General features: G+C 59.0%; 17 protein-coding genes and 1 pseudogene. 4 read left to right on the forward strand and 14 right to left on the reverse strand.

The features are described 5' to 3' along the window. Positions 1–3 precede the first annotated feature (3 nt). The 7 genes and pseudogenes from NKH42_RS12140 to NKH42_RS12170 all read right to left on the reverse strand — a co-directional run. Positions 4–273, reverse strand: a complete 270-nt coding sequence (locus NKH42_RS12140) for a hypothetical protein (protein WP_352637616.1) — start codon at positions 271–273, stop codon at positions 4–6. A gap of 211 nt (positions 274–484) precedes the next feature. Next, positions 485–724 (reverse strand): DUF982 domain-containing protein, encoded by a 240-nt coding sequence (locus NKH42_RS12145; RefSeq protein WP_352473716.1) that lies wholly within the window; start codon positions 722–724, stop codon positions 485–487. Positions 725–732: 8 nt separating this feature from the next. Next, complete coding sequence (locus tag NKH42_RS12150; RefSeq protein ID WP_352974116.1) at positions 733–978, reverse strand: DUF982 domain-containing protein; 246 nt, start codon at positions 976–978, stop codon at positions 733–735. A 452-nt stretch (positions 979–1,430) separates the two neighbouring features. Then, a complete protein-coding gene (locus NKH42_RS12155) occupies positions 1,431–1,685 on the reverse strand; it encodes a DUF982 domain-containing protein (RefSeq protein WP_352637619.1) in 255 nt (84 codons plus the stop codon). 546 nt (positions 1,686–2,231) lie between these two features. Further along, positions 2,232–2,459: a hypothetical protein gene (locus NKH42_RS12160; protein WP_352458909.1), complete on the reverse strand. Its 228-nt coding sequence runs from the start codon at positions 2,457–2,459 to the stop codon at positions 2,232–2,234. Between the two features lie 658 nt (positions 2,460–3,117). After that, positions 3,118–3,315 (reverse strand): hypothetical protein, encoded by a 198-nt coding sequence (locus NKH42_RS12165; RefSeq protein ID WP_023722969.1) that lies wholly within the window; start codon positions 3,313–3,315, stop codon positions 3,118–3,120. A gap of 642 nt (positions 3,316–3,957) precedes the next feature. Continuing rightward, positions 3,958–4,155 (reverse strand): annotated as a pseudogene (locus NKH42_RS12170) (transposase); the annotation flags it as partial. A 75-nt stretch (positions 4,156–4,230) separates the two neighbouring features. On the opposite strand from NKH42_RS12170, the gene NKH42_RS12175 reads away from it, so the two are divergent. Beyond that, positions 4,231–4,482, forward strand: coding sequence for a DUF6074 family protein (locus NKH42_RS12175; protein WP_352457909.1), 252 nt, complete (start codon positions 4,231–4,233; stop codon positions 4,480–4,482). On the opposite strand, the gene NKH42_RS12180 is transcribed toward NKH42_RS12175, so the two are convergent. After that, entirely contained in the window at positions 4,381–4,767 is a 387-nt protein-coding gene (locus tag NKH42_RS12180) for a hypothetical protein (RefSeq protein WP_352974198.1), read from the reverse strand. The two genes, NKH42_RS12175 and NKH42_RS12180, sit on opposite strands and share 102 nt — an antisense overlap. 287 nt (positions 4,768–5,054) lie before the next feature. Between NKH42_RS12180 and NKH42_RS12185 the strand changes: the two genes are divergently transcribed. Beyond that, the gene (locus tag NKH42_RS12185; protein ID WP_352637620.1) at positions 5,055–6,359 is read left to right on the forward strand and encodes a DUF2130 domain-containing protein; all 1,305 of its coding nucleotides are present in this window, start codon (positions 5,055–5,057) and stop codon (positions 6,357–6,359) included. A 407-nt stretch (positions 6,360–6,766) separates the two neighbouring features. Here NKH42_RS12185 and NKH42_RS12190 read toward each other — a convergent pair whose 3' ends face one another. The 6 genes from NKH42_RS12190 to NKH42_RS12215 all read right to left on the reverse strand — a co-directional run bounded on the left by NKH42_RS12190 (position 6,767) and on the right by NKH42_RS12215 (position 19,920). Continuing rightward, positions 6,767–7,339 (reverse strand): hypothetical protein, encoded by a 573-nt coding sequence (locus NKH42_RS12190; RefSeq protein WP_352637621.1) that lies wholly within the window; start codon positions 7,337–7,339, stop codon positions 6,767–6,769. 767 nt (positions 7,340–8,106) lie between these two features. Continuing rightward, a complete protein-coding gene (locus tag NKH42_RS12195; RefSeq protein ID WP_352579444.1) occupies positions 8,107–11,175 on the reverse strand; it encodes an N-6 DNA methylase in 3,069 nt (1,022 codons plus the stop codon). A gap of 148 nt (positions 11,176–11,323) precedes the next feature. After that, positions 11,324–11,551, reverse strand: coding sequence for a hypothetical protein (locus NKH42_RS12200; RefSeq protein ID WP_352579445.1), 228 nt, complete (start codon positions 11,549–11,551; stop codon positions 11,324–11,326). A gap of 484 nt (positions 11,552–12,035) precedes the next feature. Continuing rightward, positions 12,036–13,034: a hypothetical protein gene (locus NKH42_RS12205; RefSeq protein ID WP_352579446.1), complete on the reverse strand. Its 999-nt coding sequence runs from the start codon at positions 13,032–13,034 to the stop codon at positions 12,036–12,038. Between the two features lie 80 nt (positions 13,035–13,114). After that, positions 13,115–18,904: an ATP-binding protein gene (locus NKH42_RS12210; protein ID WP_352637623.1), complete on the reverse strand. Its 5,790-nt coding sequence runs from the start codon at positions 18,902–18,904 to the stop codon at positions 13,115–13,117. 110 nt (positions 18,905–19,014) lie between these two features. Then, complete coding sequence (locus NKH42_RS12215) at positions 19,015–19,920, reverse strand: BrxR family helix-turn-helix transcriptional regulator (protein WP_352637624.1); 906 nt, start codon at positions 19,918–19,920, stop codon at positions 19,015–19,017. 257 nt (positions 19,921–20,177) lie between these two features. Here NKH42_RS12215 and NKH42_RS12220 point away from each other — a divergent pair, with 257 nt between their 5' ends. Together NKH42_RS12220 and NKH42_RS12225 are read left to right on the forward strand one after the other, a co-directional pair. After that, positions 20,178–21,392, forward strand: coding sequence for a nucleotidyltransferase domain-containing protein (locus tag NKH42_RS12220; RefSeq protein WP_352974118.1), 1,215 nt, complete (start codon positions 20,178–20,180; stop codon positions 21,390–21,392). After that, a complete protein-coding gene (locus NKH42_RS12225; protein ID WP_352974120.1) occupies positions 21,389–23,098 on the forward strand; it encodes a ThiF family adenylyltransferase in 1,710 nt (569 codons plus the stop codon). The genes NKH42_RS12220 and NKH42_RS12225 overlap by 4 nt, the downstream gene beginning before the upstream one ends. Positions 23,099–23,100: the final 2 nt, after the last annotated feature.

Raw genomic sequence — 23,100 nt, forward strand, 5'->3', positions numbered from 1 at the left:
GACCTAAACCATACTCAGAGACGAAACAGCGTTATCCGCCGTCCAACGCGCGACTACTTCTTTAGTTTCGCTGCCGGCCGTATTGAGCTTTTCGCGATCATTGCCGACCCGCTTGGTTAGCGCCTCGGCCTGAGGCCGTGCAATAATCAAGAGCAGGAACGGGCCCTCAAATGCCGCCACAGCGTATCCGGTTTCTGCCATCGGCTTTAGAAGCCTGACATTCCGGTTCCGGTCCCCTGTGCGTACGGTTTTGATCTTCTCGTCGAACCCCATGTTTCGATTGATGATTACTCGACGTGCCCCATTGACGCCAACTACCTCGCCCAGAGCAGCTCCGATGCCAGTTTCAGAAGTGCAAAATGGCCATAAATGCGCCGACCAGAGTGAATGCTCTCGTATCCGGGTCTATTTCGAGCAGCGCGGACTTGGTCAGCATTAGACAGCCTAACGGGTCCTTCCCAACATAGCCATGGGCACCGGCCTGCTACTCACGCAGCACCCTCTCCTCCTTGGCAGCAGCCTCGAAAGCCTGACGGACCTCTTCCGGAGTCACACGGTCCTGAAGGGCGTCGGCGCACAGTTGCACAGCCTTCCTCCACTTAGGTCCCATCTTGGTCCACTTCATGAGTTCCTCGGCGGCACCCTCGACGTTGTTGCACCCGTAGGTGACCCCAGGTCGGTCGGTCTTGACGTACACCGGAGGGGAGAACCAATGGGTTGCCACGACAACTCCTACTCAGGGGAGAGATACACGTTGGCCTCCTTAGCGGCAGCCTCAAAGGCCTTTCGTATTATGTGGGGGTCAATCGAATCGCCCTCCAAGGCTGACAGGCAGAGGGTCACCGCCTTATCCCAGCGAGGCCCTCGCCGGGTCCACATCTTGAGCTGCTCAAGGGCTTCCTTCGCATTGTTGCAGCCATGCCTGACACCGGTTTCAGTCTTCACGAACACCGGAGGGACGAACCAGATGGGCGCCATGATACCTCCTACTCAGGGGAGAGATACACGTTGGCCTCCTGGGGGGAGGCGCTGCCCTGGAACGCGTCGACGCAGGATTGGACCGCCTTCGTCCACCTCGGGCCCTTTGTGTCCCATGCCAGGAGTTCCTCGGCGGCTCCCTCGACGTGGCTGACCCCATTGCGAATGCCCGGACGTTTCGTCTTCACGTAGACCGGGGGAGCGAACCAGAGGGGACCCATAAGAGGGAACTTAGAGCGGCAAGAGCCCGCCGACCAACCCCGCTTTAGCTGCAGCTAAGGGAACGATGTAGGCCCTCGCGGGTTTAGAGGCGGCAGCGGGATTACTTCGTGGATGTGCAGCCGCTGTGGGGGGGGGGGTCCGTCGCCTCTCATCTCCATGCTTGGCGGCGGGCTCCTTTCGCGAAGGCGGTGTTGGTCTGAGACACCTAGAACCTTATACCGCAATCCAATTTAGCTGGTTGTCATTGGGGGGAGTAATGTCCCCTCCTCTTTTGCAGCAGCCAGGAATGCCTTGCGGGCCTCCTCGGGTTCCATCTCGTCGAAAATCACGGCCATGCAAACGCGCACCGCGAGGTCCCACCAAGGGCCACGCTTGGTCCACTTCATCAACTCCTCGCCGGCTGCCTCGGCGTTGTTGACGTTGCGGATGATCCCGGGACGCTCGGTCTTGACGGGGATCGGAGGGTTGAACCAGTGGAGAGCCATGAATGGACCCCAGGCGGCTAGCGGGTTTCGTCTCTACTAACCGGCTCAGCGATGAGGACGATTACCGTTTGTTAGGCATGTCTGAGTCCGTGACGGGATGTTTCCAAAGGTTCATCGACGGTTATCTAAGCGGTCGGTACGAAGCCGGTATGCATCATCTTCCGGTGGGTGTCGCCCTGGTCATTTCGCTTGTTGTCGGTCTACTCGTTGCGACGATCGCGTAAAAGGACCAGTCGGAAATCTGCGGCATCCGATGGTTATTTGTCCTCGGCGAGAGCGTTAATGTGAGGACTGTCACGCCAAGGCCGGAATATTGAGAATGAATGACAGCATACGGGCGCGCGCCCATTGCGAGGTCACCGAAGTCGGCCGACAGCTACTCCCGGGCGTCGAAAGCCACGCAGAGGCATGGCAGTTGCTGCCTCGACGATCGCCTCGGTTAGTTCTTCGTCGGAGGCCACCAAGCAAGGCGCAGCCTCCCGAGCTTCGCGTAGTGCCGCTTTGATCGAGACCGTGTCGCCACGGTCCGCCCTGTTGAGGAGGCGGTTATTCGCGAAGATCGAACCCGACGAACAGGCCAAAGGCTGGGGCAACATTGACAATAAGCTCCACCAGCTCGCAGTCAGTTTCCGCCAGATGTGGCCCGTCTCGGCGCACCGCTGCAATAGTCTCTTTGACGGAGATGATTTGGCCGCGACGGGCTTGTAGGATCAGCTCGTGAACAAGGTGTTTGGCAGTCACTTTGTCGGGTCGGCAGTTCGTCCAAACATTCATACAAGGCCTCCCACCTCAGCGAGAACCCAAGGGAACATTCATGATCCTCTGTCGAGAAAAATCAAGAAGAATGTTTGATAACTTCTGAGTGGGAATCAGGGGGACAAGCCACGAAGCGAGCCTCTATACTCTTTGACCTGACGCTCAGCCAGCCGGCTGGGGACCTTCTTCCGTCGGGCCCTGTTTGGCCCGATCAATAGCCGCAAGTAATGACTGTAGGGTTGGCGGCAGTTCTGGTTCGACCTCCAGATTTAAGAACGTTTGTACGTGATGACGATAGCCTTCGGAACGGATCAGTTTCCGAAACGCTTCGGAGACAGACTGATGGTCTGCTTTGTTGCTCGTTGTCATGTTCGGGAAGTCCGTCCCAATCAGCCGCAACTCGCCCGCAACGAATGGGTTCCATCAGGAGGTCGGAATATTTGGTAGAAATTTCTGAGCGGGAGATCGGATAACTGGCTCGCGCGAAGCCCCCCCGTGCCCCTTCGTTTGCCGCAGCATTAACCTCGCTCTTTGAACTGAAATTCGTGTCTATCTAGCGTCGGCGTTGCACATCGTGAACGTTGGAATGCTTCTGTCCAATGTTTGCTCACGCTGTGATGCCAACGGGCAGGCTCTTGCGGCAGGGTGCCGCAAGGCGAATGAAACGCGGCCCAGTTCAACCCGCGCGACGTCCTTCAAAGCTGGGGGGATCGATCTTCACCAAGCGGTCTGCGGCCTCGACCGCAGTTCGTATCCTGCTGCACAGCGCGAGATTTTCCGCCAGCATTTCTTCAGTGCGTTGAAGCGCGAGCTCGGTCCGGTGGATGCGCTGCCTGGCATTGGCAACTTCCGATGTCAAAAGATCGGCCGCCATCCCGTGGCCGTGGGTCCATAGTGTCCATGGGTTTCTAATACATGGGGGGCGATATCGTTCCCTGATGTCGGGCGAAACGGCGGGCCGCAGAAAAGCGCGATGGGCCGAATGACCAATGCGCGCCGTGTCAAAACAGCGCCGGCAACAGGCGAACGGCTTCGGCCGCTCTAGATCCCACGGGCAGAGGCGATCACGGTCCAGAGGGCCATTGATCTGTTCAGGTACGACTACAACGTAAGCGAAGACACACTCAGGCGGCTGGTGATCAAGCACCGTCTTCACAACCAGACAATGCCCGGTGCTCCGTGGAGAATAAGCGCTCCCGGTTTGGCTATGGCGCTCGCCCGCGATGATGACGCGCTTGCGCGGTTGAGGCGGGACGATCGCGAGCATCCGGACGTAACCCGGTATTTCAAGCGGCTCGGCATCCCGCGACCCTGACCTGTTATCAAAAGTTATGGTCGCGGCGACTGTCTAAAATAGACATTAAGTAGATGTCGCGGCCCGACAGGGCTCCACACAAGAGCGAACCGTTGCTGCCTTGCGCATCGCCCTCTAGGCCGCCGGCGTCGAGTTCATCCCGGAGAACGGCAGCCGCGCCGGCGTGAGGCTCCGCAAACCTTAGGCCGTAGACTCGTTACTGCGCAGCCACACACCTGCTTTTCGCCATCGGACGAAGCGGTTGCAACAGGTGGTGCGCGGGCCATAGCGCTGAGGCAGGTCGCGCCATGGAGCACCGGAGCGCAGCACCCAGAAGATGCCGTTCAGCACGCGCCGATCATCAACACGTGGCACACCTCTTGGCTTGTTGGGTAGACGCTTTATTCCATTGCTGACCATTGTCCAAAAGCGCTGTTAACCAAATTTTCTCACCCGCCAATGCTTATTCGCGCGACTGAAGGGGTGAGGTGATCGATGTGTGATTCAAACATAAGCGCGTTTCCGCTGCATCGGCGGCGGAAGTTGGTCGAAGGGATCGCCCGGGTCCTGGAATCCAAGAACGGGAAGGACGCGAACGCCTTCTGGCGCAACACCGCCAAGGCAATTCTCGTTCAACTGTCCGAATCAGGAATTGCACCCGGGGTCGCCGAACAGGAAGTTGGAACGCTTCTTCATGCTGTCTTGGGCGATATCGCCACCCGCAGTGCTGCGAAACTTGCACAATAGCATCGGCTCACGATGAAGGATTGCCGCATAGAGACGCCCCGGGCTCCACAAGCGTAGCACCACTGCATCCGTCAAACGCAGGTTTTCACTGCGGATGAAAAGAGCGCGTTCGTCGAAATCATGCGCGCGAATGTGCTCTCGGGCGAGATACGGCTCCGCCTCGCCTGTCCGGCAGTCATCGACCAAATCGAGGTAGGCGATGCGGAAACCCGCATTCACGGAAGGCCGACGGACCTTTTCCACGAGCTGAACCCGCAAAACCAATGAGCCGCCGTTGAGTTCCACACTGCCAATTATGCGACTTTCGAAGCACAAACGGTGAACGGCGGTGCAGCTGTTGGCGCGGCAAATAGCTAAGCTCAACTATCCGGCTTGAGCCCAATGCCTATAGGTACAAAGTCGCTCAGGGCTGCGAGCCGGACGGCTCGGCCGGTACACTCGACATCACTGCCGGTCTGGCCACCTATGCAGGGGATAACTCCGAGGTTCCCTTTTTGTTCTTTTCGAGGCCGCTGCGTTCCTGTATACATCAGGACATTCTTTCTGCCCCTTTTCTCCCGAGGGAGTGCCCGATGACTGTCCAGCCCAGGACTCTCAATGAGCCGACAATCAGCTGTCCCAGCTGCAAGACCGACATCAAGCTCAACGAGTCGCTCGCGGCGCCGCTGATTGCGGCCACGCGCGAGGAATACGAACGGCGATTGGCGCAGAGCAACGCCGTCATGACGGCCCGGGAGGAAGAGCTTCAGCGCAAGCAGGCCGCGATCGACGCCGCCCGTGAGGACATCGACAGCCAGGTATCCGAAAAGCTCAAGCTTGAGCGTGCTGGAATAGTCGCCGAAGAGGCCCGAAAGGCAAAACTGCTGGTCTCGACAGACCTTGAGGACAAGGACAGGAAGCTTGGCGAGATGGAGGCGACGTTGAGGGCGCGGGACGAGAAGCTTGCCGCAGCGCAGTTACAACAGGCCGAGTTTATGAAGCAGCAGCGGGCGCTCGACGATGAAAAGCGGGAAATGGCGCTGACCATTGAAAAGAGAATCCAGGAGGGGCTGGACGCCGTTCGCATCAAGGCCAGGACCGAAGCCGAAGACGGCCTCAAGATGAAGGTGGCCGAGAAAGAGGAACAGATCGCCGGCATGCAGCGTCAGATCGAGGAGCTAAAGCGCCGCGCCGAGCAAGGTTCCCAGCAGCTTCAGGGCGAGGTCCTTGAGCTTGAGTTGGAGTCACTGATCGGCAGCCGCTTCCCGATGGACATCATCGAACCGGTCGCCAAAGGTGAGTTCGGTGGTGATGTGCTGCAGCGCGTGGTGGGGCCGGCCGGCCAGCCCTGCGGCGCGATTCTGTGGGAATCAAAACGCACCAGGAATTGGAGCCAGGGCTGGCTGGGCAAGCTCCGGACGGACCAGCGCGCTGCCAAGGCTGACATCGCGTTGATGATCTCCGAGGCGCTGCCTGCAGGCGTGGAAACGTTCGATTTGGTGGATGGCGTCTACATCGCCCATCCCAAATGCGCGATGCCGATAGCGATCATGCTCCGGCAGTCCCTTATCGAACTCGACAACTCCCGCCTCGCGCAGGACGGGCAGGCAACTAAGATGGAACAAGTCTACGGCTACCTGACGGGCCCCCGGTTTCGTCACAGGGTCGAGGCGATCGTTGAGAAATTCTCCGATATGCAGGACGATCTCGCGAGGGAACGCAAGGCCACGGTACGCCTATGGGCCAAGCGGGAGGCTCAGATACAGGGCGTGATCGAGTCGACCGTCGGGATGTACGGCGACCTACAGGGTATCGCGGGGAAGGTCATGCAGGAAATTGAGGGCCTCGAGGTTGTTGCTATCGATGCGGCTGCAGCGGTTGGAGCCGAAACACCATAAACGGTCCGACAAGCGACTGCCCCAAGCCGGGCGTTCCCCGTTGCGCCCGATCGCCGCCTAGATGACTGGGAAGGTGGCAAGATTTCCGGCGAATGAACGCATTTGGAGCCGACGATCTTGTATTTTCCGCGGTAGCCGAACAAAGCCAAAAGCTGTCAAGAAGCCACTGCGAGGCGTCCCATGCGTGGAATATGTCCTTGTCGTAGGTGAAGGGCGTCGGATGGGTGACCCCATTGCGAAATCGGTCAGCAATAAAATCCCGTCGTGCGCCGGTTGCCCCTTCTTCGCTTTCAGGCGCTTGCGAAGGAGGTCGGATTGATCAGCTGGATCCCCCTCGATCTTGAGCAGGCGCGCACAGGCCCTGATTTGCCCGGCTAGGCTCACACTCCCCGCGTAAATCCGAGACATCAGAAGCCGTTCCGATCGGCGTTGCGGACCTCACCGTATCCGACGCGCGTGCCTTTCACGAAACCCAGGAAGGAGCATACCCGACCGAGGAATTCATAGACCTTGTCGGCCTTCAGTGGCGTCCCATCCGATGACCGAAGCGCCGCCCGATGTGAAATGGTGCGGATGAGCGGCAGGCTGGCACCCCCGCCGCTCACCGACTGGAAGTGATTGAATGGCCGCACGGTAACTGCCAAGTTGCCGAACTCCAGCACGACCCCTACCTTTCTTCGGATGGATTGCCGGACCGCACAGAATGACGGCCTCGGCCAATCCCTTGGATTTCCCGCAAGATCCAGTGGCGAGAACCGTGACGTCGCTGAAAATTCTTCGTGCCCGACAAAATGATACTTATGGGAAACCATCAGGAACTCGGCTGTCGTAACACCTTCGAACGTGACCTTAAGATCCTGATCAATGCTGGCAATCCCCGGCCTGAGAGGCCCTGTCCATCTCAGCTGGAGGTCAAGATGCTCATCGAGCCGCAACGAGGCATCCCTGAACTCACAGGGCTTGCCGTCGAGTGGGCCCATGCGCCTTGCCCTCGTAGAAGGAGACGGCCGAGTGCTCTGCGGTCAAACTAGCCTCCCAGCTCGGTCTCCGAGGTATTAAAAGCGCCGGTCGCTCAGCTGCTGGATTGGCCCGCGTTGGGGCCCCTTAGGAGTGTCTCAACGCCACGGTCGCCGGCTATGTCGCCAGGTCGCGACGTTTTTAACGCGGTGCCCCCACAAACCGTGTCGCGATCTCGAGGCTGCCGCTCTCTCGGGTGATGCGTTCAAGGATCCGGTCAGGATAGCAGCCATGACCGAAGGCTGGAACGATTCGGCAGCGAAACAGGGCAGATACTGTGAGTAAATCGCGCTCGGAGGCGAGAATCCAGGCCCTCACGCACGTTGTTGCCGACCCCTCTCGACAACGGCGCATTCGTAAAAATCCACGTCGACATGAACCATGTGGTCACCCACGAGCCGCGATGTGATCGTGAACTATGGTTTTTCCTTTGAGCGGAAAGAATTTGTCGGGCTTCACGCGGAATCTCTTGCAATGGTGTTCGATCACCGTTTTCACCTTTTCGTAGTCGATCTCGGGGTGAGGTGATGCTCTGGCACGTTCCAGCTTTCGAGCACTGCGGCAGCCGATCCGAAGCGCTCCGTGAATTTTCGTTCCAAGAGAATCGGATTGAGTCCGTGTCCCCCGCGATTTCCTGTGTCGCGGCCGCCAGCTCGCCACCACCTTCGACTTCGCCCCGCAAATCGGCGAGAGCATCTTCCAGTGCGTTGGTCATGCGGATTGCCTTTGATTACGACAGCATCTCGAACACGATTTCGTTGATCTCGCGCCCTTCGTCGGTGGAATCCAGGAGTTCCCGAATATGCCTTCGGCTTGCGGCGAAGTGGAGATCCCGATTGATTGTGAAGCCCGTCACGATGCTTTCGGCCGCCTTACCCAATTCGGTCAGCCGCCGATGGATCGGATTTTCGACATCGAAGCGAGGAATCGGCACCTCCCACACATGCTTGGCTATGTCGCGTTCGTCCTTTCCATATGTCATGAACGGCCGCACAAGCTCGGTGGTAACGGGTGCGTTCAGCACTGCGCAAAGATAGTCGGCCTCGTTGTCGGAATGAACAGAAGCCCAATAAAGGCCGTTCCCGAAGATTGCCCGTTGGTTTGAGATTTTCGCGGCGACAACATGCATCCCTGAACGGTTGTAGACGACCCGAAGCGGAGGGGTTGGAAGCTGCTTGGAAAGCTTGGATTGGTAATCGAGCTGCTCGATCAAGGAGAGGCGTTCGCTCGAGCGGTTGCTCCGCCAGATTTCTTCTGCCCTCGACCACCATTGCTGGAGCCCCTGATGCAGGTCAATTTGGCCCCGGTCGAATGCCGCCCTCGCGCCGCAAGGAATAACCGCGAACATCGGTTCCCCAGTTCGAAACGGATATACGTTGTCGCCCGTGTAGTAGGGGCGCACGAATTCGGTTTCCACCACACCCGAAATGTCGGGCAAATCCTTCCAAGGCTTCTTCTCCTGCACGCTTCGCGACGATCTGACCGCGATCTTGCCCGCAGGAATTCCCAGCGTAGAGGCTTCCTGTCTCTCGACCATGAAAGCCATGCGGGGCAGAACGTTCGCCCCCTGAGTAAAGGCTGGAGCATAAGGCGATTTCGTCAGTTGGCCGACATGCCGCAACTTCCCGTCGGTTCTTGTGAGGCTTGCCTTTGCCTCCGGCCACGACATGTTTGCCGCCTTCAATCGCCCTGTCCAGAGTTCGGCTTCCTCGGGCATCTTGCGCCCTGACCAGGTTGCGCCCACGAGAGGATTGCTGGCGTGCTCCTCTCTGTTTCCAAAGACGACACAGGCCGCACGCGGGAAAAAATGAGGCCGAATTCGACGGAGATCCCACGAAGCGGAAAACGCGATTGCGACATCACCGGACTTGCCGCCGTAATGGCCGCTTCTGAAGCCAGCATAGTGCTCGCGGTCGATTGCCGCATTCGGCAGCACCAAGCCAAACTTGCCACCAGTCTTCAAATAGAGTTCGCAAGCCCTGACGGCGAACAAGCCCGACAAGTCCTGATGCGTCGACAGCTCGCCGCCCGCCCATAGGTCGCGGGTTTCGCTCATCACCTTGAACGTTGCCTGCATTTCGATCGTCATCTTCCGATAAGCCAGCCACGGAGGATTGCCGACAAGAACGTCCACACGATTACCCGGTCGCGACAGCCACAGCGGCCTTGCCAGATTCCTGATGTAGTAGCCCCAGATGTGGTCGCGACCTTCGTCATGCAGACGGCACATCGTCTTGAACGTGCCCTCTATGGTCGAATGGTACTTTTCTTGGATCGCAAGTCTCTGCAGGACCGCTCTCAAAGTCGGAATCGGTGTTCCGGGCTTTCGGTGGGATGCCCGGTTGGCCATCTCGTTGACCAGCTCGTCAAATCTGGCCGCATCATCCAGCAGGGCATCCGGGAATGACAGTTCGTTTCCGAACAAATCCCGCTTGTCGTCGGCCCGGATGACAAGATTGCCTGCTGCCCAAAGATCGATGTTTTGCTCCTGCCATTGTAGGCTATCGCCGAGATAAACCGGAATGCGGATCGTCTTGCGATCGGGATCGATGAGCCTTTGCCGCCCGATCGCCAATAAATATGTGACGCGGGCCAGGGTGACGGCAACGGGATGTAAATCCATTCCGATGACACTGCGCGTCACGCCGTCGAGGATTTGCCCGACACCCAAGCCCTGGCTTTCCGCGGCGGCGATGTATCGCCTGATAGCATGAAACAGGAAGGTGCCCGAACCGCAGGCAGCATCGAGAACTCGCGAACCCATCGGATCGGTGACGGTTTCCTGCACGATGACATCGGCCAGCCAGTCGGGCGTATAGTACTCCCCCAGGCGTCGGCGCGTTTCCGTGCCTATGACGCTTTCATATAGGACCTTGAGGACGTCCTGCTCGACCGAGCTCCAATCAAAACGCGCCAACCGCTTGGCAAGTGTCCTGACAAAGACTTCACCGCCCTCAATTTCCACGACCCAATCGAAGAAATCGGGTTCCACCACTCCGTGGATGCCGCTTTCGTCAAACTTCTCGCCCGTCAGCAGTGCCGCAGGGTTCAAGGACTCAATTGCAAGGCCGAGAACCGCGTGCGCGATGATTTCCGCGGTGTTTACGAGAAGTGTGTGCTCGACGAAGAGAGCGTCGGTATCCTCGAACTGAGTACCGAGTGCCGAAGTGAGGAGCCGCGACCACAATGTCCGCTTCATCTTAACGGAGGGATTTTCCCGGTTGCGTAGGTAGAGAGACGAGAGGCTTGCGCGGTCCAGGGCGTAGGAGCTACTTCCGGCACCTAGCCTTGTCTCGATGTTCAAAGCGGTTGGAGCGATATCGCTCGCCGTTGCGAGCACACCTTCAAGCCATACGATAAACCGTTCAATGTCGGCGGCGTTGGCATCGACCGTGATCGATGAAACTTCGCGCAATTTCCCGTCCACGAGATCGTAGCAAATCCACTCGGTGCCGTCGGTGAGAACGCCGACATAACGGAGGCCCGTCTGCGCCATGCGGAGCTCGACATATCCGGCAAGCTGTTCGACGGCTTCAGACTTGATCTTGCCTTTGCGGAGATCTCGCTTCACCTCGATTACGGTTGAGCCTACTTCGACGTCGATCCGGCGACGGTCGCCCAGCTGCGACTCCAACGAGACGATCGTAACGTCGGATTCCTCAAGGTCGAAGGGTGCCGACAGAATAAACTGACGCACATCCGCCTGGATTTCCGATTCCGTCCGCTTATCGTTCCGCCGCGCTATCCGCGTAAATAATTCCAGCAATACAGTATCCCCCAAATCGATCGCACCATTCACCGTTCGCGCCTCTTGTGCAACCGAAAGTCTTTTTCGTTCACTGCTGCAGTGAACTGATGCACTCGCCGTAGAAGGTTTGGGTGTCCTGACCGGGCGCGCTGACGCTTACGCTGGCAGGCAACCGCAGAGAGAACTGAGCTCCTGAGCCTTAGGCCGCTGACATCAAGCTCGATCCGACACTCATGGGAACAGGCTTCGTCTGGCCGACCTGCAGCGTGTTGTCGTCCGCTCCCATGCCGCCACGGAATATCAAGATCATCGGCGGCACCTTCTCAAAATTGCAGCTTACGATGGTCAGCTCTTTGGCGGCGATGGTGATCATCGTCGTCATCCCTATCATGATCATAGTGCTGATCGTCATCAACAGGCGCTTCATCAGTATTTGAACTCCAGCGTACTACTGGTGGCATCGGATTCCATGTCGATGCAGCCCTTCAAAATCGAGTCGGACCCGCCGCCAACTTTGCCGACTTCATGGCAGTAGTTCCGCATTCTGGGCGGGATGCCTGACCAGCAGGATTTTGAGTTGTCGTGCACTTTCTGCTCCATTTCCATGCAACCGTTGTAAATCGTGGAGGACCCGACGCAAACTTCGGCCACCCGCTGGCAATAACCGGTTTCCAAACACCCTCAGCAAATCGCACATCAGCGTCGCTCAGCTCGCTCAATCAGGATTCGTCGTGCAAAACTCGTCAAGCCAGCATTTGGAACCGACCGTCATATCCGCTCCCGAAAACTGTCCGGGAATTAGCGGAATTGCTCCAACACTGTCCCGCTTTTACTGAAATGCTGTCCGCGGCGTGCCGGAAACATGCAGGCAGACTGACTGTGGATCACGTGTGTCGTGCGCTCCGCCCCGATTAGGCTAGTCTCCCGGCAGTCGCGCGCCACTGATGTTCGGCCCTAAGGCAAGCCTCCACTTCGCTCCACTCAGCGGGGACCCCATGGGCCAAATTATTGCGCAGCCTCCGTGCGCCGTGCAGATAATCGCGTACACTAAGGGGTTGACCACCAAGTTGGCGGCAAATCGGTCCCCAATCCAGCGTCTCAACGTCCTCATAGTATGAATTCGGATCAGCTCGCAGCCGCGAACGGTAGCAGCGGATCACGTCCTGCCGTCGCTCCTCCAGCCAAGGGAAGAGTACAGCTACTTGGCCACGCCACACCCGCTTCTTCAGCAAGTGAGGCTGATTGGCCGCCAGGAATAGTGGGTGGACACAATTCTCGCCGCCCCACAAGTCGTAGCTTCCTGACGGCCAATCCGGCCTGTTGGTTTTACTCCACCTATCGAGCCGCTCGTCGGCCCACTGCTTGACATCAAGGTCGGGTCGAATGGCAGAGGCGATCCGCGCTGACTGGATGCGCTCGATGACGTCAAGATCCCAAGCGCCGACTTCGACCGCTACTGCGATGGCCAGTCGGGCGGAGAGGGTGTCGGCTTTGGAACTGCCTTGCGCAGCGAAGGTCGCTCCATCGAGAGGGCCGAGTACGCCTTGGGTGGTACGCATTTGCCAGATTGGAGCATCGCACGCAGGATCTATTCGACGAGACAGAAATAAAACCGCCGGGGATGATGCCACACGTCGACCAGCCGCAGCACGGGCAAAGCGCTGCAGGTCTGCTCGGAACGCCGAGTCCTCCTCGGCACCCCAAGCTAGTATCACCGCATAATTGATATCGAGTGCGAAACCCTCGGGGGTAGACGCATTCGCGCCAAAGCTCTCGCGCAGACGCTGGGCTAAAGTTCCACGGTCCTCGCTAACATTCAACGGGCAGACCTGATCCAGGCCTTCATCTCGGATCGCCTGTTCAATCGCGTGGGCCAGCGCTGACGGATCGAACGGCTCATGCACGGCCACGGATTGCCGGTTTCCCGCTACGCGAAGCGCTTGGATAAACCGCCGCCCGCCCGGCAACCGCCAGAATTCCGGATGGCGGTTCAAGCAGCGAGTCGTCCACTGAGAAGTCGCGCGACCAGCGGGTTAAGCTGCCAGCCGGCGAACGCGTTTATTTCGGTCGTCCGGTCCAGAATGCCAAGCCTCTCCAGCACGTCGAGCGCGCTCGCAGGTGAGCGAATATTCGCGTCTTCCATCAGCGAGACGATTGTGTCGCGGTCAGCAGCGGAGAAGCTGCCATCCGCCTGATCGAGCACGAACTGGGCGGTCGATCGCAACCGAGAATCGAGCAGACCGACTTCGGTAAGGATTGCCTCAGAATCTTCAAGGAGCACTTCCGCAGCCGTCTCAGCGTTAGCTATAAATTCCTCAGCGGTCCTGCCGGGGATCCTGGTAAGAAGCGCCGGAAAGCCACCACTTGCGGTGCGTAGCCGCTCAATCGCGCCCTGGACTGGGACGGAAGCTGGGCAGCGTATACTGAGCCACTGGCGCAGGCCGCCTTCGTGCAGAGTCGCCAAGGTTAGTACAGACGCCTCCCACAGGCGGTCCCCAAAATCCTCGCCATCGAGTTCTTGCCAGTCAACTATGCGCGGTAGCAGGATAACCCGGACACCCTGGGCGGAATTGCGTTGGGCACGACGCACTTCCTTGTGTTCGGATACTGCATCAACCGCCTCGCGGCCGAGCCACGGGCCATGCGCGATGAGCAGCCCCCGCTGGTTCTGCTTCATCCGGGCGGAAACTACAGATATCGCGCGCTCCAACTCGCGAACGCTCGACGCTGGCAGGTTAATAGTTAGCAGGCGATCGTCTGCCTTGGCGATCTCCGCCACGGCTTTCGGTAGTAGCATTAGCCCCAGCGCAGCCGAACTGAGTGCGATGGTGATCGGTGGGGCCCCAAGCGTCTCAAACAACACACTCTCTTGGCGAAAAGTGAGTGGCGAGGGGCCGCCGTCCACCAGCCGGCGGGAACTGCCCGTGTCGTGTACCACCTCGTAGGGCTGATCGGCGAGCTCCTGGACCTTGTCTCCCACCTCTTGCAGCGGCCCGAGCATCGCTGCGATCCTTGCCGAGCGAATAGCATAGCGGCCATCCGACAGCCCGACCAGGACGCCGAGCCCCTCCATTTCTTTGAGCAGTCCCTCGAATGCGCTGTTCGAGGCGTCCTCCGCGAAGCCTTGAGGCCACCAGAACATCGCGTCTGCCTGAATCTCCGCGATCGACATACCTGGTCGTACATCCTTGCGATCGGCCGACTCCTGCGTGCCGAGCAAGACGAGATAGGCGATCAACCGGTAGCGCTGGTCCAAGTTAAGTGTGTTGTCGAACTTAGTGCGAACACTGTCGCGAAAGGAATTATCGTCCAGCGCTTCATTAAGCTCGGTCTCGCCGATACGGATGGGCAGCACAGCCGGGCTTTCGATGCGTGTGGAAGCCCTGCCATTAAGCCGGTTGACAAGCACCATCCCAAAGGTCTGCATCAGCGATGGATAGTATCCGACCTCGGACAGAGCGCGGCCGATCAATGCTCGGCCCGCCTCGGCGGTATTTCCGAAGGCGTAGCCGGCGGCGGCCATCGGCTGTTCGACCATGCTGCGCGCCTCGAACAAATCCTTGCCCATTAAGGGGCCGACACGGATTGGGTTGCCGAAGTGCAGTAGGGGAGAATTGGGAGCGCGCGCGAGCCGCTGTACGTCGTGCAGGCCGGCAAACACGAACTTGCAGCGGCGATCGGTGACGCGCATAAGCTCACGTACTTCGAGCAACACGGTGAACCCATTGCGGATTTCGCTGCGCAGGAAGGCATCTGCCTCGTCGATTAGGAAGAGCAGTCGGCTCGTACTATCGCTAGCCAGCCAATTGCGAATTGCGGCCTTAATGCCCTCGGAATCTGCTCGTTGGGGTATTGAGACGCCGCGTGCCCTGGCCTCCTTGCCAATCCAGCGCCAGAAGCTTGTGGGCTGGTCGCTGCCGAATCCTTGCACCATCTGGTCGCCGTAGATCACGATCTGGTTCGCGCTGTTGTGGCGGAGCTCGATCTGCCGGAGCAGCGCAGTTTTGCCGAGCTGACGCCCGCCGTAGACTAGGCAAGAGCCATTGGGATCCCAAAGCTCCCTTAACTCGTCAGAGCGGCCGAAAAACATTTCCGGCGAGGTTTGCTGCGCAGTGTCCGAGTAGGGTTGCACCACGCCCATTGCCATGGACAGGTTGAATAGATCTGAACGTCGGCGAGTCGCCCGCGTCGCGAGGAACAGCACCAGCGCTTCGTCAATCAATGCACAGGCCGGATTCGCACCCTTGCCGCGCACTTGAACCATGAAGTTTCGCAACGCGGCGGCCGGCATCGGGCCCCGAATCACGAAAAACGTTGGCGCATTCACGCGGCTCTTCAGCTGAGCTGGTTCTACCCCTGACCCAACATTCCGACTTTCTACTAAAACGATGTCGTAGCGGCCTTGAGCGGCGCTACCGAAGGCGGGAGCGACGCACTCCTCCCGGTCGGCAAAGGTGGGGGTTTTTAGGGTATAATGGCCCGGGAACGTGGATGGCTTTACTTGGGAGACGCTGACATTGGAAGTGAGTAGAACAGAGAATAGGCGCTCGAGCTGCGGTCCGGACTCTTTTCCGTCGTTCCCGCGAAGTTCGCGCCACGCTTTGAGAAGACCTGACGCAGAATTGAGCTGTCCTTCGTCGAAGGTGCTGAAGTCTACCGACTCGATTGCCTGACGCTGGTCCACCGCGCGTTGCAAGGCGGATAAGTCGGCCACCCTGCGGTCTTGGCGATTCAGAAATTGTCGACTGAACGCCTCGAGCAGGTTGGCAGGCGGATCAGGAGGGTTAGCGCCTTTTTCGTAAGCATCGATATGCTCGGCGAGAGTCGTAAGATCCTTCAGTTCCTCCATCTTGCGTAAATCGCCCACCTCGCGGCCGTTCGCCACCAGTTGATTAAGGCGCTCGTGAAGCGGGCCAAGTAAGCTTTTGAACGCGGCGTCGAGCTTCGCATCGATGACGCGGAGCTCAGCGTTCCAGTCGGCCAGATCGGTCGGCACGTCGGTCGAACGAAGAACGGCCGCTAGTTTGTCAAGATCTGGCTCTAGGTCACGGCTGAGGATCTGGCGGTCGTCGGCTCCAAGGAGATCATTAAGACGCTTGCGTACCTTGGCCAGGTCCCTGCGGGCGGCCTCCTCCTTTCGGTCACGCTCGCCGTTGAGTTGTGCGTCAAGCGCATCACGGTCTGCGGGACGGTCCAATAATAAATGATCCCGAGCCCGTATGGCCTGCGGGAAGTGGCCGCCGGCAAGCGCTCTTTCAAATGCCTCCATGAAATTAGATGGCGCCCCCGCACTGATCTCAACTTCCGAGAAAAAGGCAGCACGTTCGGCATCGGTCCACCGATCGGCATCATTCGGATGCCACGCATGGGACAGGAGCAACAATTCGTCGTTGTAGCGCATTTCGAGCGATAAGCGCGGCGGTTCCTCGCCTTCGAAGAGTTGCAGCACTGACATGACGGCTTCGAGGGCGGCACCAGCGGCAAGCTGAAGCGCCACTCCGTTTCCGTTAGCGGCTCGAGTTAACTCGCCCGAAGTAATTCCGTCCAAATCCTTCTGGGCCTTCTGAAGGGCTGTCCGCAGCTCCTCGCGGTTCTGCAAACCGAAGCGATTCGGCTCTGGCCTCGACAGCATCTCGTTAAGGCGCTGCCAAGCCCGCAGCCGGTCCGCGATGTCCTCGATCCAATCGCGCAGGGTTGCCCTTGGACCAGCGGTTAGCGGCTGCGCCTTCCGGCCCTTCATTGCCTCCCGATCGGAGTCCGCGATCAGCTTGTCAATATCCGAAAGTTCCTCGCCGAGTGCCGCGGCAACGCGACCGGCGGCATTGGGGGAGCCTTTGATGACGGCGCTGAGCGCATCATGCACAGTGCCGACACGCAACAACGACGTCCAGATGACGGTCGCCCGGTGGAACTTAATCGTCTTCCTACGCGCATCGTCGAAGAATCGATCAAGTTCCTGCCTCAGCGATTCGAGCTCGCGTTTAGTCGCCAGGCGATCACGAAGCTCCGAAAGCTCACTCGGCACTATCTCGCCGGTCCTCACAGTTTCATTCGCGAAACGTACTAGCTCGAACAACCCTTCGCCTAATGTCGGCAAAGATGGCGTTTGCTTCAACACCGCTTCGGCGCCGGCCTCGATCGCGAACAGTGCTGGGCGAAGCGCTGCCGCGAATGCTATCAACTGTACGTGCCGGTCGGCTCCTTCGGTCAGTTCCCGGACGACAGTGTCGCGCTGCCGACCAAAACTCTCAATCGCGCGCTCCGACCGGGGCGTGCCGATTGCTAACCCGCAAACCAACGCATCCAGAAGTGAGGCAGAGAATCCGAAGGGGAACGCAATTCCTCCCGCCTGCGCCACCTTGGCGGAATGTAACGCTAGGCCAAAACGCTTGGTCGATAGGCTCGTTGCAACTGCACGGAGAGCACCTGCCGCCAGTTCGGCCTTCTGCTCAGCCCCCCACTCCCCACCCGGCGCGAGTAACTCATCCTCGCTTAATCGCTCGCCGTTGGGGACAGTCGGGACGAGTTCATGTTCGGGCTTCGCTTGGAAGTCAGGGGCCGCAGGCTCCTCCGCTATAAAGGAGTCCTCTGCGCTATCGATGGCGGTCGTTATCTCGACACCCATAACGTCCTGCTCGACGAGATTCAAAGTGTCGTTGTTCGCGACGATAAGCTCAACAGAGTCGATTTCCTGCTTAGCAACTACCGCATCTTGTTCACTGTCATGCTCTTGCTCACCCTTTGAAAAAGGTGGAGGCGCAGCGATGAATGCCGTCTCTGGAAGGAGACCGATCATGTCCGTTAGTGCAACGACTTCCGATTGGAGGTCTCGCAAAGCTTGCAGAAGCCCAGAATGAGCTTTCCCGGCGCTTTCGTAGTCAGCCGTTTCCCGCAGTGCTTCGTGAGCGGTGCTCCAAGCTTTGGCAGCCTGACCATAGGCGCGCGCAGCCGCCAATACGCTTTCAGCAGCGGCCTGACCACCTATACCTAAGGACGGCATATGAGCCACCGCTGTATCCAATGCGGTAGTGGCATCGGCATCAAGACGACTGTTGCCGGAGCGTTGCGTCTTCAACGTCTCCAATTCGTTGAGCAGCTGCGCGGTCAACGCCGAGGCCCTTTCCTGCTCTTTCGCGGCGATCAGTTCAAGGTCCTGGGCCGCCTTTCGAAGGAGAGACGGCAGGTTTTCATCATAGGGAATTGCGGTAGTGAGGGCCGTTTCCAAAGATTGCAGCGTGTTTTGCCACTCATCACCGACCACACTCAAAGGTGTGGTCGGTGACGACTCAACAGGTCCCTTGGGTGTGAGGAGATCGCGCAAGTTTTGATGGGTTTCAACTAGCGGGCGCACAAACTGTCCGGCACCGGCACCGAGTTTCTGCTGGCTGTACCACAACAGCCAATCGGCTTCCCTAGAATATCCGGCATCTGCCAGTATCGCGGGCCATTGCTCCTCAGGAGCGATCGCATCTGCTTGGCAGCGCCGAATTGCGACATTAGCGAGCCTGAAAATCGCCTCCTCAACGCCACGGATGCCAGCCCTCGAGCAGATATCCTCCGCGACGACGAGGCCGTCCGGCATCGCTAACAACAGGGTCAGCGATTCGAACGCTCGCTCCTTGGGAAAATTGTTCTGCCAGCCGCTTGCTTGAGTCGAAGCGGCGATTTCCGTAAACTTTCGCTGGTGTCCCGGCACCCAACCCAGAAGAGATTTGATGTTTTCCGGTTCAAGCAGAGCCCGTGGTTTCACCACGAGCATTGATTCGGACAGTTCGGACACCACGCAATCCCCCACACTGATAGCACCATGGCAGGCGTTTCAGCGAGAACGCAATAGCATTGATCGGGACTTCTCTCGTATCAGGGGATAGTGAGCCGGACACGCCAAGCCTATGCCTGCTCTGCCACGCTCGCATCGGCAGACTCGGCACGTTTCAGCGCGGCTCGCACGGCCTCTTTGTTCAGCAAAACTATGTGCTGCGCCCGCGCAGGTTCCTTCTCGGCATCCCCGAGCAATCCGAGCCTCTTAAGGACATAGAACAGCATCGAACAGCGAACCGACAGCACAGCTTTATTATCCGTCATGCCGTAATCCTTTGCCACGACCTTCTTCTGATTTTCGGCGAGCGCCGGATGCGGTGTAATTTCGACCCGGATACGCTCGTGCCATCCCAGATCATTCTCTCCACCCGCGCCGCTCGGGCCGGGGGAACGTGCTTCGAGAATGCGCGGCAGTATGAAGTCTTTGTACTTGGCGTCGAGGTGGCAGTAAGCCCGCGCGTGCCAGCGAAATCCGTCATAGCCGAAAGCATGGGGCGACATGCGCCGCCACATGGGGTCAGGACGAATGCTGTTCATGGACTGGTACAGGACTTCCACGGATTTCTGCTCGCGCATTGCATCGAGGACTGCCCGCAACACGGCCGTATCGACATCACGGTGCGGGGTCAGAGCGATGTCGGATTCGGGATGATACCGAAGCCAGGATTCGGCTGCCTTTGATAGTCCTTCCGCAAGGGAGCGCAGGCGAGACAGGTACGCTTCGGGGCCAGGGGTCAAGAATCTCGGGTCGAAATTTCGGGCGGGGATATAGCGCTTGGCGCTCTTGTCGTACTCCACATTTCCTGGTGCTCGCTCCTGATACAGCGTCAGGTCTTTCGATGCCTGCGGCACCGAAACGCCGAACATGTTAATGATATCTGCGCGGTTCACCCCGCCTTCCCAGAACAGCCGGAACTCTATGAATTCCAGCCTTTGTTCGACGCCCCAACGCACCCCGGGTCGTTCGTTCTCCATCATTACCTCACAATGCGCGTATAGAAACTATATTGAAATTGAAAGACGATGTGTATACTTCATATTCTCATCAGCGCTGATGGTCAAATTGAAAAGCGGGCTGGAGCCATGCATGGGGCTCCCCCACATGCTCCCAAGCCTTGATCGCCGATACGTGTAAAAAGGCTATGGACATATTTACACGATCCGTATACTTGTTATTCCCACGGCCGACCGGGCGAAGCTAAAACGCTGTCGGGCAATAGAGGAGTTCGGAAATGGCAGGCACAGACGATCAGGTTGAGAAATTCCTTCAGGCACTCGTGGAGGAGCTCGCCATTCCAGTATCCCGGTATGAACAGGCCGAGACGAGCTACACGTCCCTGGGCGATTGGTTTCACCGGCCCGAGAGCACGGTGCGGAATTTCGATCCGGCGGTTTATGTACAAGGATCGTTTCGTCTTGGAACGGCGATCCGACCGGTCAACGACGCCGAGGAGTACGATGTCGACTCTGTCTGTGAGCTGAAGCAGATCACCAAGAACGATCTCACGCAGTTCGATCTGAAGCAGCTCCTGGGCCATGAAATTAAGGCCTACCACGACGCCAAAGGGATGACGAAGCCTGTGAGTGAAGGCCGGCGTTGCTGGATCCTCTCCTATGCAGATGGCGCCCAATTCCACATGGACATCGTTCCCTCGTTGCCGAATGGCTCAGAACAGCGGCTTCTTCTGGAACGCGCGCAATTCGATGCGCGGTGGGCGGATACTGCGATCGCCATCACGGATCGCGATGTCTCGACCTACCGGGTGCGGACGGCCGACTGGCCGCGCTCCAATCCAAAGGGGTATGGGGAATGGATTAGGTCACGAATGGGTTCGGTCCTCGCCCGGCGCAAACAGATCCTCGTGGAGTCGTTGAGGAGGCAGGGCGTTACGGCTAGCGTCGAGAAACTGCCGGACTATCGCGTGCGGACGCCCTTGCAGGCCGCGGTGATGCTCTTGAAGAGGCACCGCGACAACATGTTTGCCGGCGAACCCGATCTGAAGCCCATCTCCGTCATCATCACCACGCTGGCAGGCCACGCATACGGGGAACAGGACACGATCGCCGGCGCCCTCTTTTCGATCCTGGAGGGCATGGACCGGTACATCCGTCGCGATGGCACCAAGTATGTCATTCCGAACCCCACCGACGCGTTCGAGAACTTCGCTGACAAATGGGAGAAGGACCCGCGCAAGGCGCAGGCGTTCTTCCGTTGGCTCGAACAGGCTCGGCAGGATTTTGGACGCGCCGCCCGCGCTACGATGTTGCAGGGCATGAACGAAGCGGTCTCTGCCCGGATGGGCACGGCGTTAACCGATCGGGCAGTGGCAAGGATCCGCGGAAATGGTGGAGGGCTCCTGCGTAGGGCGTCCGTTGCCCCTGCGGCGGCTATCCCGACCTTCGGAAACGCGCCTCGGGTGCCAACGACGCCGAAGGGATTTGCATGAGTTGGTGGCTGACGAACGCTTCCCGTGCGAGGGCCGAGCAGGTCGCGCTTGCACAGTTGCTGGAGCGCGCCGGATGGTTGTCGGGTGTCGGCTGGAGGGTCGGCGACGATCTTCAGCTGATCGTGGATTTCGACATCCAGCACAATGGTGAGACGTTCAGCCTCTTCATGGCGTATCCGTCGACCTTCCCGGATACGCCGCCGATGGTGCTGTCACGGGACGGCAAGCGGCTTTCGTGGCACCAGTACGGGGCTGGTGGAGAGCTCTGCCTCGAATTCCGGCCGGACAATTGGGATCCGGCGATCACCGGCGCGATGATGGCCGAGAGCGCATATCGTCTCCTGTCGGGCGAGAGCCCGGAGGGAGACGAAGATGGCGTTGTGCGGTCGGCTCATCAGGCCTCGCTTGGTCGCGACGCCCGCAGCGAGCAGATGAGGTTCGTGCTTGACCGAGACGCTATCGAAGTTCTCGTAGGACTTCCAGTCGATGCCCCTGTACCCATCACCGCCTGGGACCGGCTCGAAAAACCGACGTGGGTTGCGTCTCTCGTCAGTGTAGGAGACGGAGGCTCGATATGGTCGCACAGCGGTCCAGAGCCTTCGCGCTCCACAATCGCAAAGGGGTTCGCCTTTCGAACAACGCGGGAGATCGACAGCTTCCGGGCAAATCCGGGACGTTTCGCCGAGCTGCTGCCTGCCGAGTTTCCCGAACTTGCCGAGCAGCTTCCGGGCAATCCCTTTGACGGTTTCGTGCTGCTCGGGGACGCAGACCGGTGGATCGCGCTGAACCTCTATCCGCACGAGGGCAAGCAGACTGTTTTCGGCTACAAGATGATCATTGCACCCGACGCATCTGGCCGTCTGCCGGCGGGCCACGCCGGTCTTGTTCAGAAGCGGGTCGCGATTGTCGGGTGCGGTTCCGTCGGATCGAAGATCGCCACCACACTTGCCAGATCCGGCGTCCGTAAATTCACGCTCGTCGATGACGATATCTTCTTCTCGGCAAATCTCGTCAGGAATGACCTCGACGCACGGGCGATTGGCCAACATAAGGTTGACTCCTTGACGGCTCGCCTCAAGGACATTGTCGCCAATGCCGAGATTTCGATGCGCCGCGTGGCGCTCGGTCAGCAGGAGAGTGCCGGAACTACCGAGTCTGTCATGGAGGACCTGGTGCAGGCCGACCTTCTGATCGATGCGACCGCCGATCCGCGCGCGTTCAATCTAGTGGCGGCGGTCGCGCGCCGGCACCGCAAACCGATGATTTGGTGCGAGGTCTTTGCCGGTGGGATCGGAGGTATCGTCGCGAGGGTGAGGCCAAAGCTCGACCCGATCCCGACAATCGCCCGGGACCAGATCCGCGCCTGGTGTGATGACCATGGCGTGCCATGGGCGGCCGCGGCTCAAGCGGATTATGGAGCGCAGCGGGAGCATGGCTCCTTGCTCATAGCAGATGACGCCGATATCAGTGTCATCGCCGGCCATGCGTCCAGATTGGCGTTGGATATCCTGACGCGAGAGCAAAGCATCTTTCCGTCATCAGCCTATGCGATCGGACTGGCGGCGGAATGGATCTTCCGGGCACCCTTCGATACCTGGCCGATCGATCTTCGGCTGGAAGGAGAGTGGGGCGAAGCCCAAGAAGCGGCATCCAAGGAGGACCTGAAGGACCTACTCGCCTCTCTCTTCCCGGAAGTCGCAGCGTGATC

This window comes from Mesorhizobium sp. M1142 (assembly GCF_040318565.1).
In the GTDB taxonomy this organism is placed as follows: Bacteria; Pseudomonadota; Alphaproteobacteria; order Rhizobiales; family Rhizobiaceae; genus Mesorhizobium.

Bases quoted from the DNA above. Each gene is read 5' to 3' on its own strand.
- NKH42_RS12140 (WP_352637616.1), bottom strand. From the start codon at position 273: ATGGGGTTCGACGAGAAGATCAAAACCGTACGCACAGGGGACCGGAAC.
- NKH42_RS12150 (WP_352974116.1), bottom strand. From the start codon at position 978: ATGGCGCCCATCTGGTTCGTCCCTCCGGTGTTCGTGAAGACTGAAACC.
- NKH42_RS12155 (WP_352637619.1), bottom strand. From the start codon at position 1,685: ATGGCTCTCCACTGGTTCAACCCTCCGATCCCCGTCAAGACCGAGCGT.
- NKH42_RS12160 (WP_352458909.1), bottom strand. From the start codon at position 2,459: ATGAATGTTTGGACGAACTGCCGACCCGACAAAGTGACTGCCAAACAC.
- NKH42_RS12165 (WP_023722969.1), bottom strand. From the start codon at position 3,315: ATGGCGGCCGATCTTTTGACATCGGAAGTTGCCAATGCCAGGCAGCGC.
- NKH42_RS12175 (WP_352457909.1), top strand. From the start codon at position 4,231: ATGTGTGATTCAAACATAAGCGCGTTTCCGCTGCATCGGCGGCGGAAG.
- NKH42_RS12185 (WP_352637620.1), top strand. From the start codon at position 5,055: ATGACTGTCCAGCCCAGGACTCTCAATGAGCCGACAATCAGCTGTCCC.
- NKH42_RS12190 (WP_352637621.1), bottom strand. From the start codon at position 7,339: ATGGGCCCACTCGACGGCAAGCCCTGTGAGTTCAGGGATGCCTCGTTG.
- NKH42_RS12200 (WP_352579445.1), bottom strand. From the start codon at position 11,551: ATGAAGCGCCTGTTGATGACGATCAGCACTATGATCATGATAGGGATG.
- NKH42_RS12215 (WP_352637624.1), bottom strand. From the start codon at position 19,920: ATGGAGAACGAACGACCCGGGGTGCGTTGGGGCGTCGAACAAAGGCTG.
- NKH42_RS12220 (WP_352974118.1), top strand. From the start codon at position 20,178: ATGGCAGGCACAGACGATCAGGTTGAGAAATTCCTTCAGGCACTCGTG.
- NKH42_RS12225 (WP_352974120.1), top strand. From the start codon at position 21,389: ATGAGTTGGTGGCTGACGAACGCTTCCCGTGCGAGGGCCGAGCAGGTC.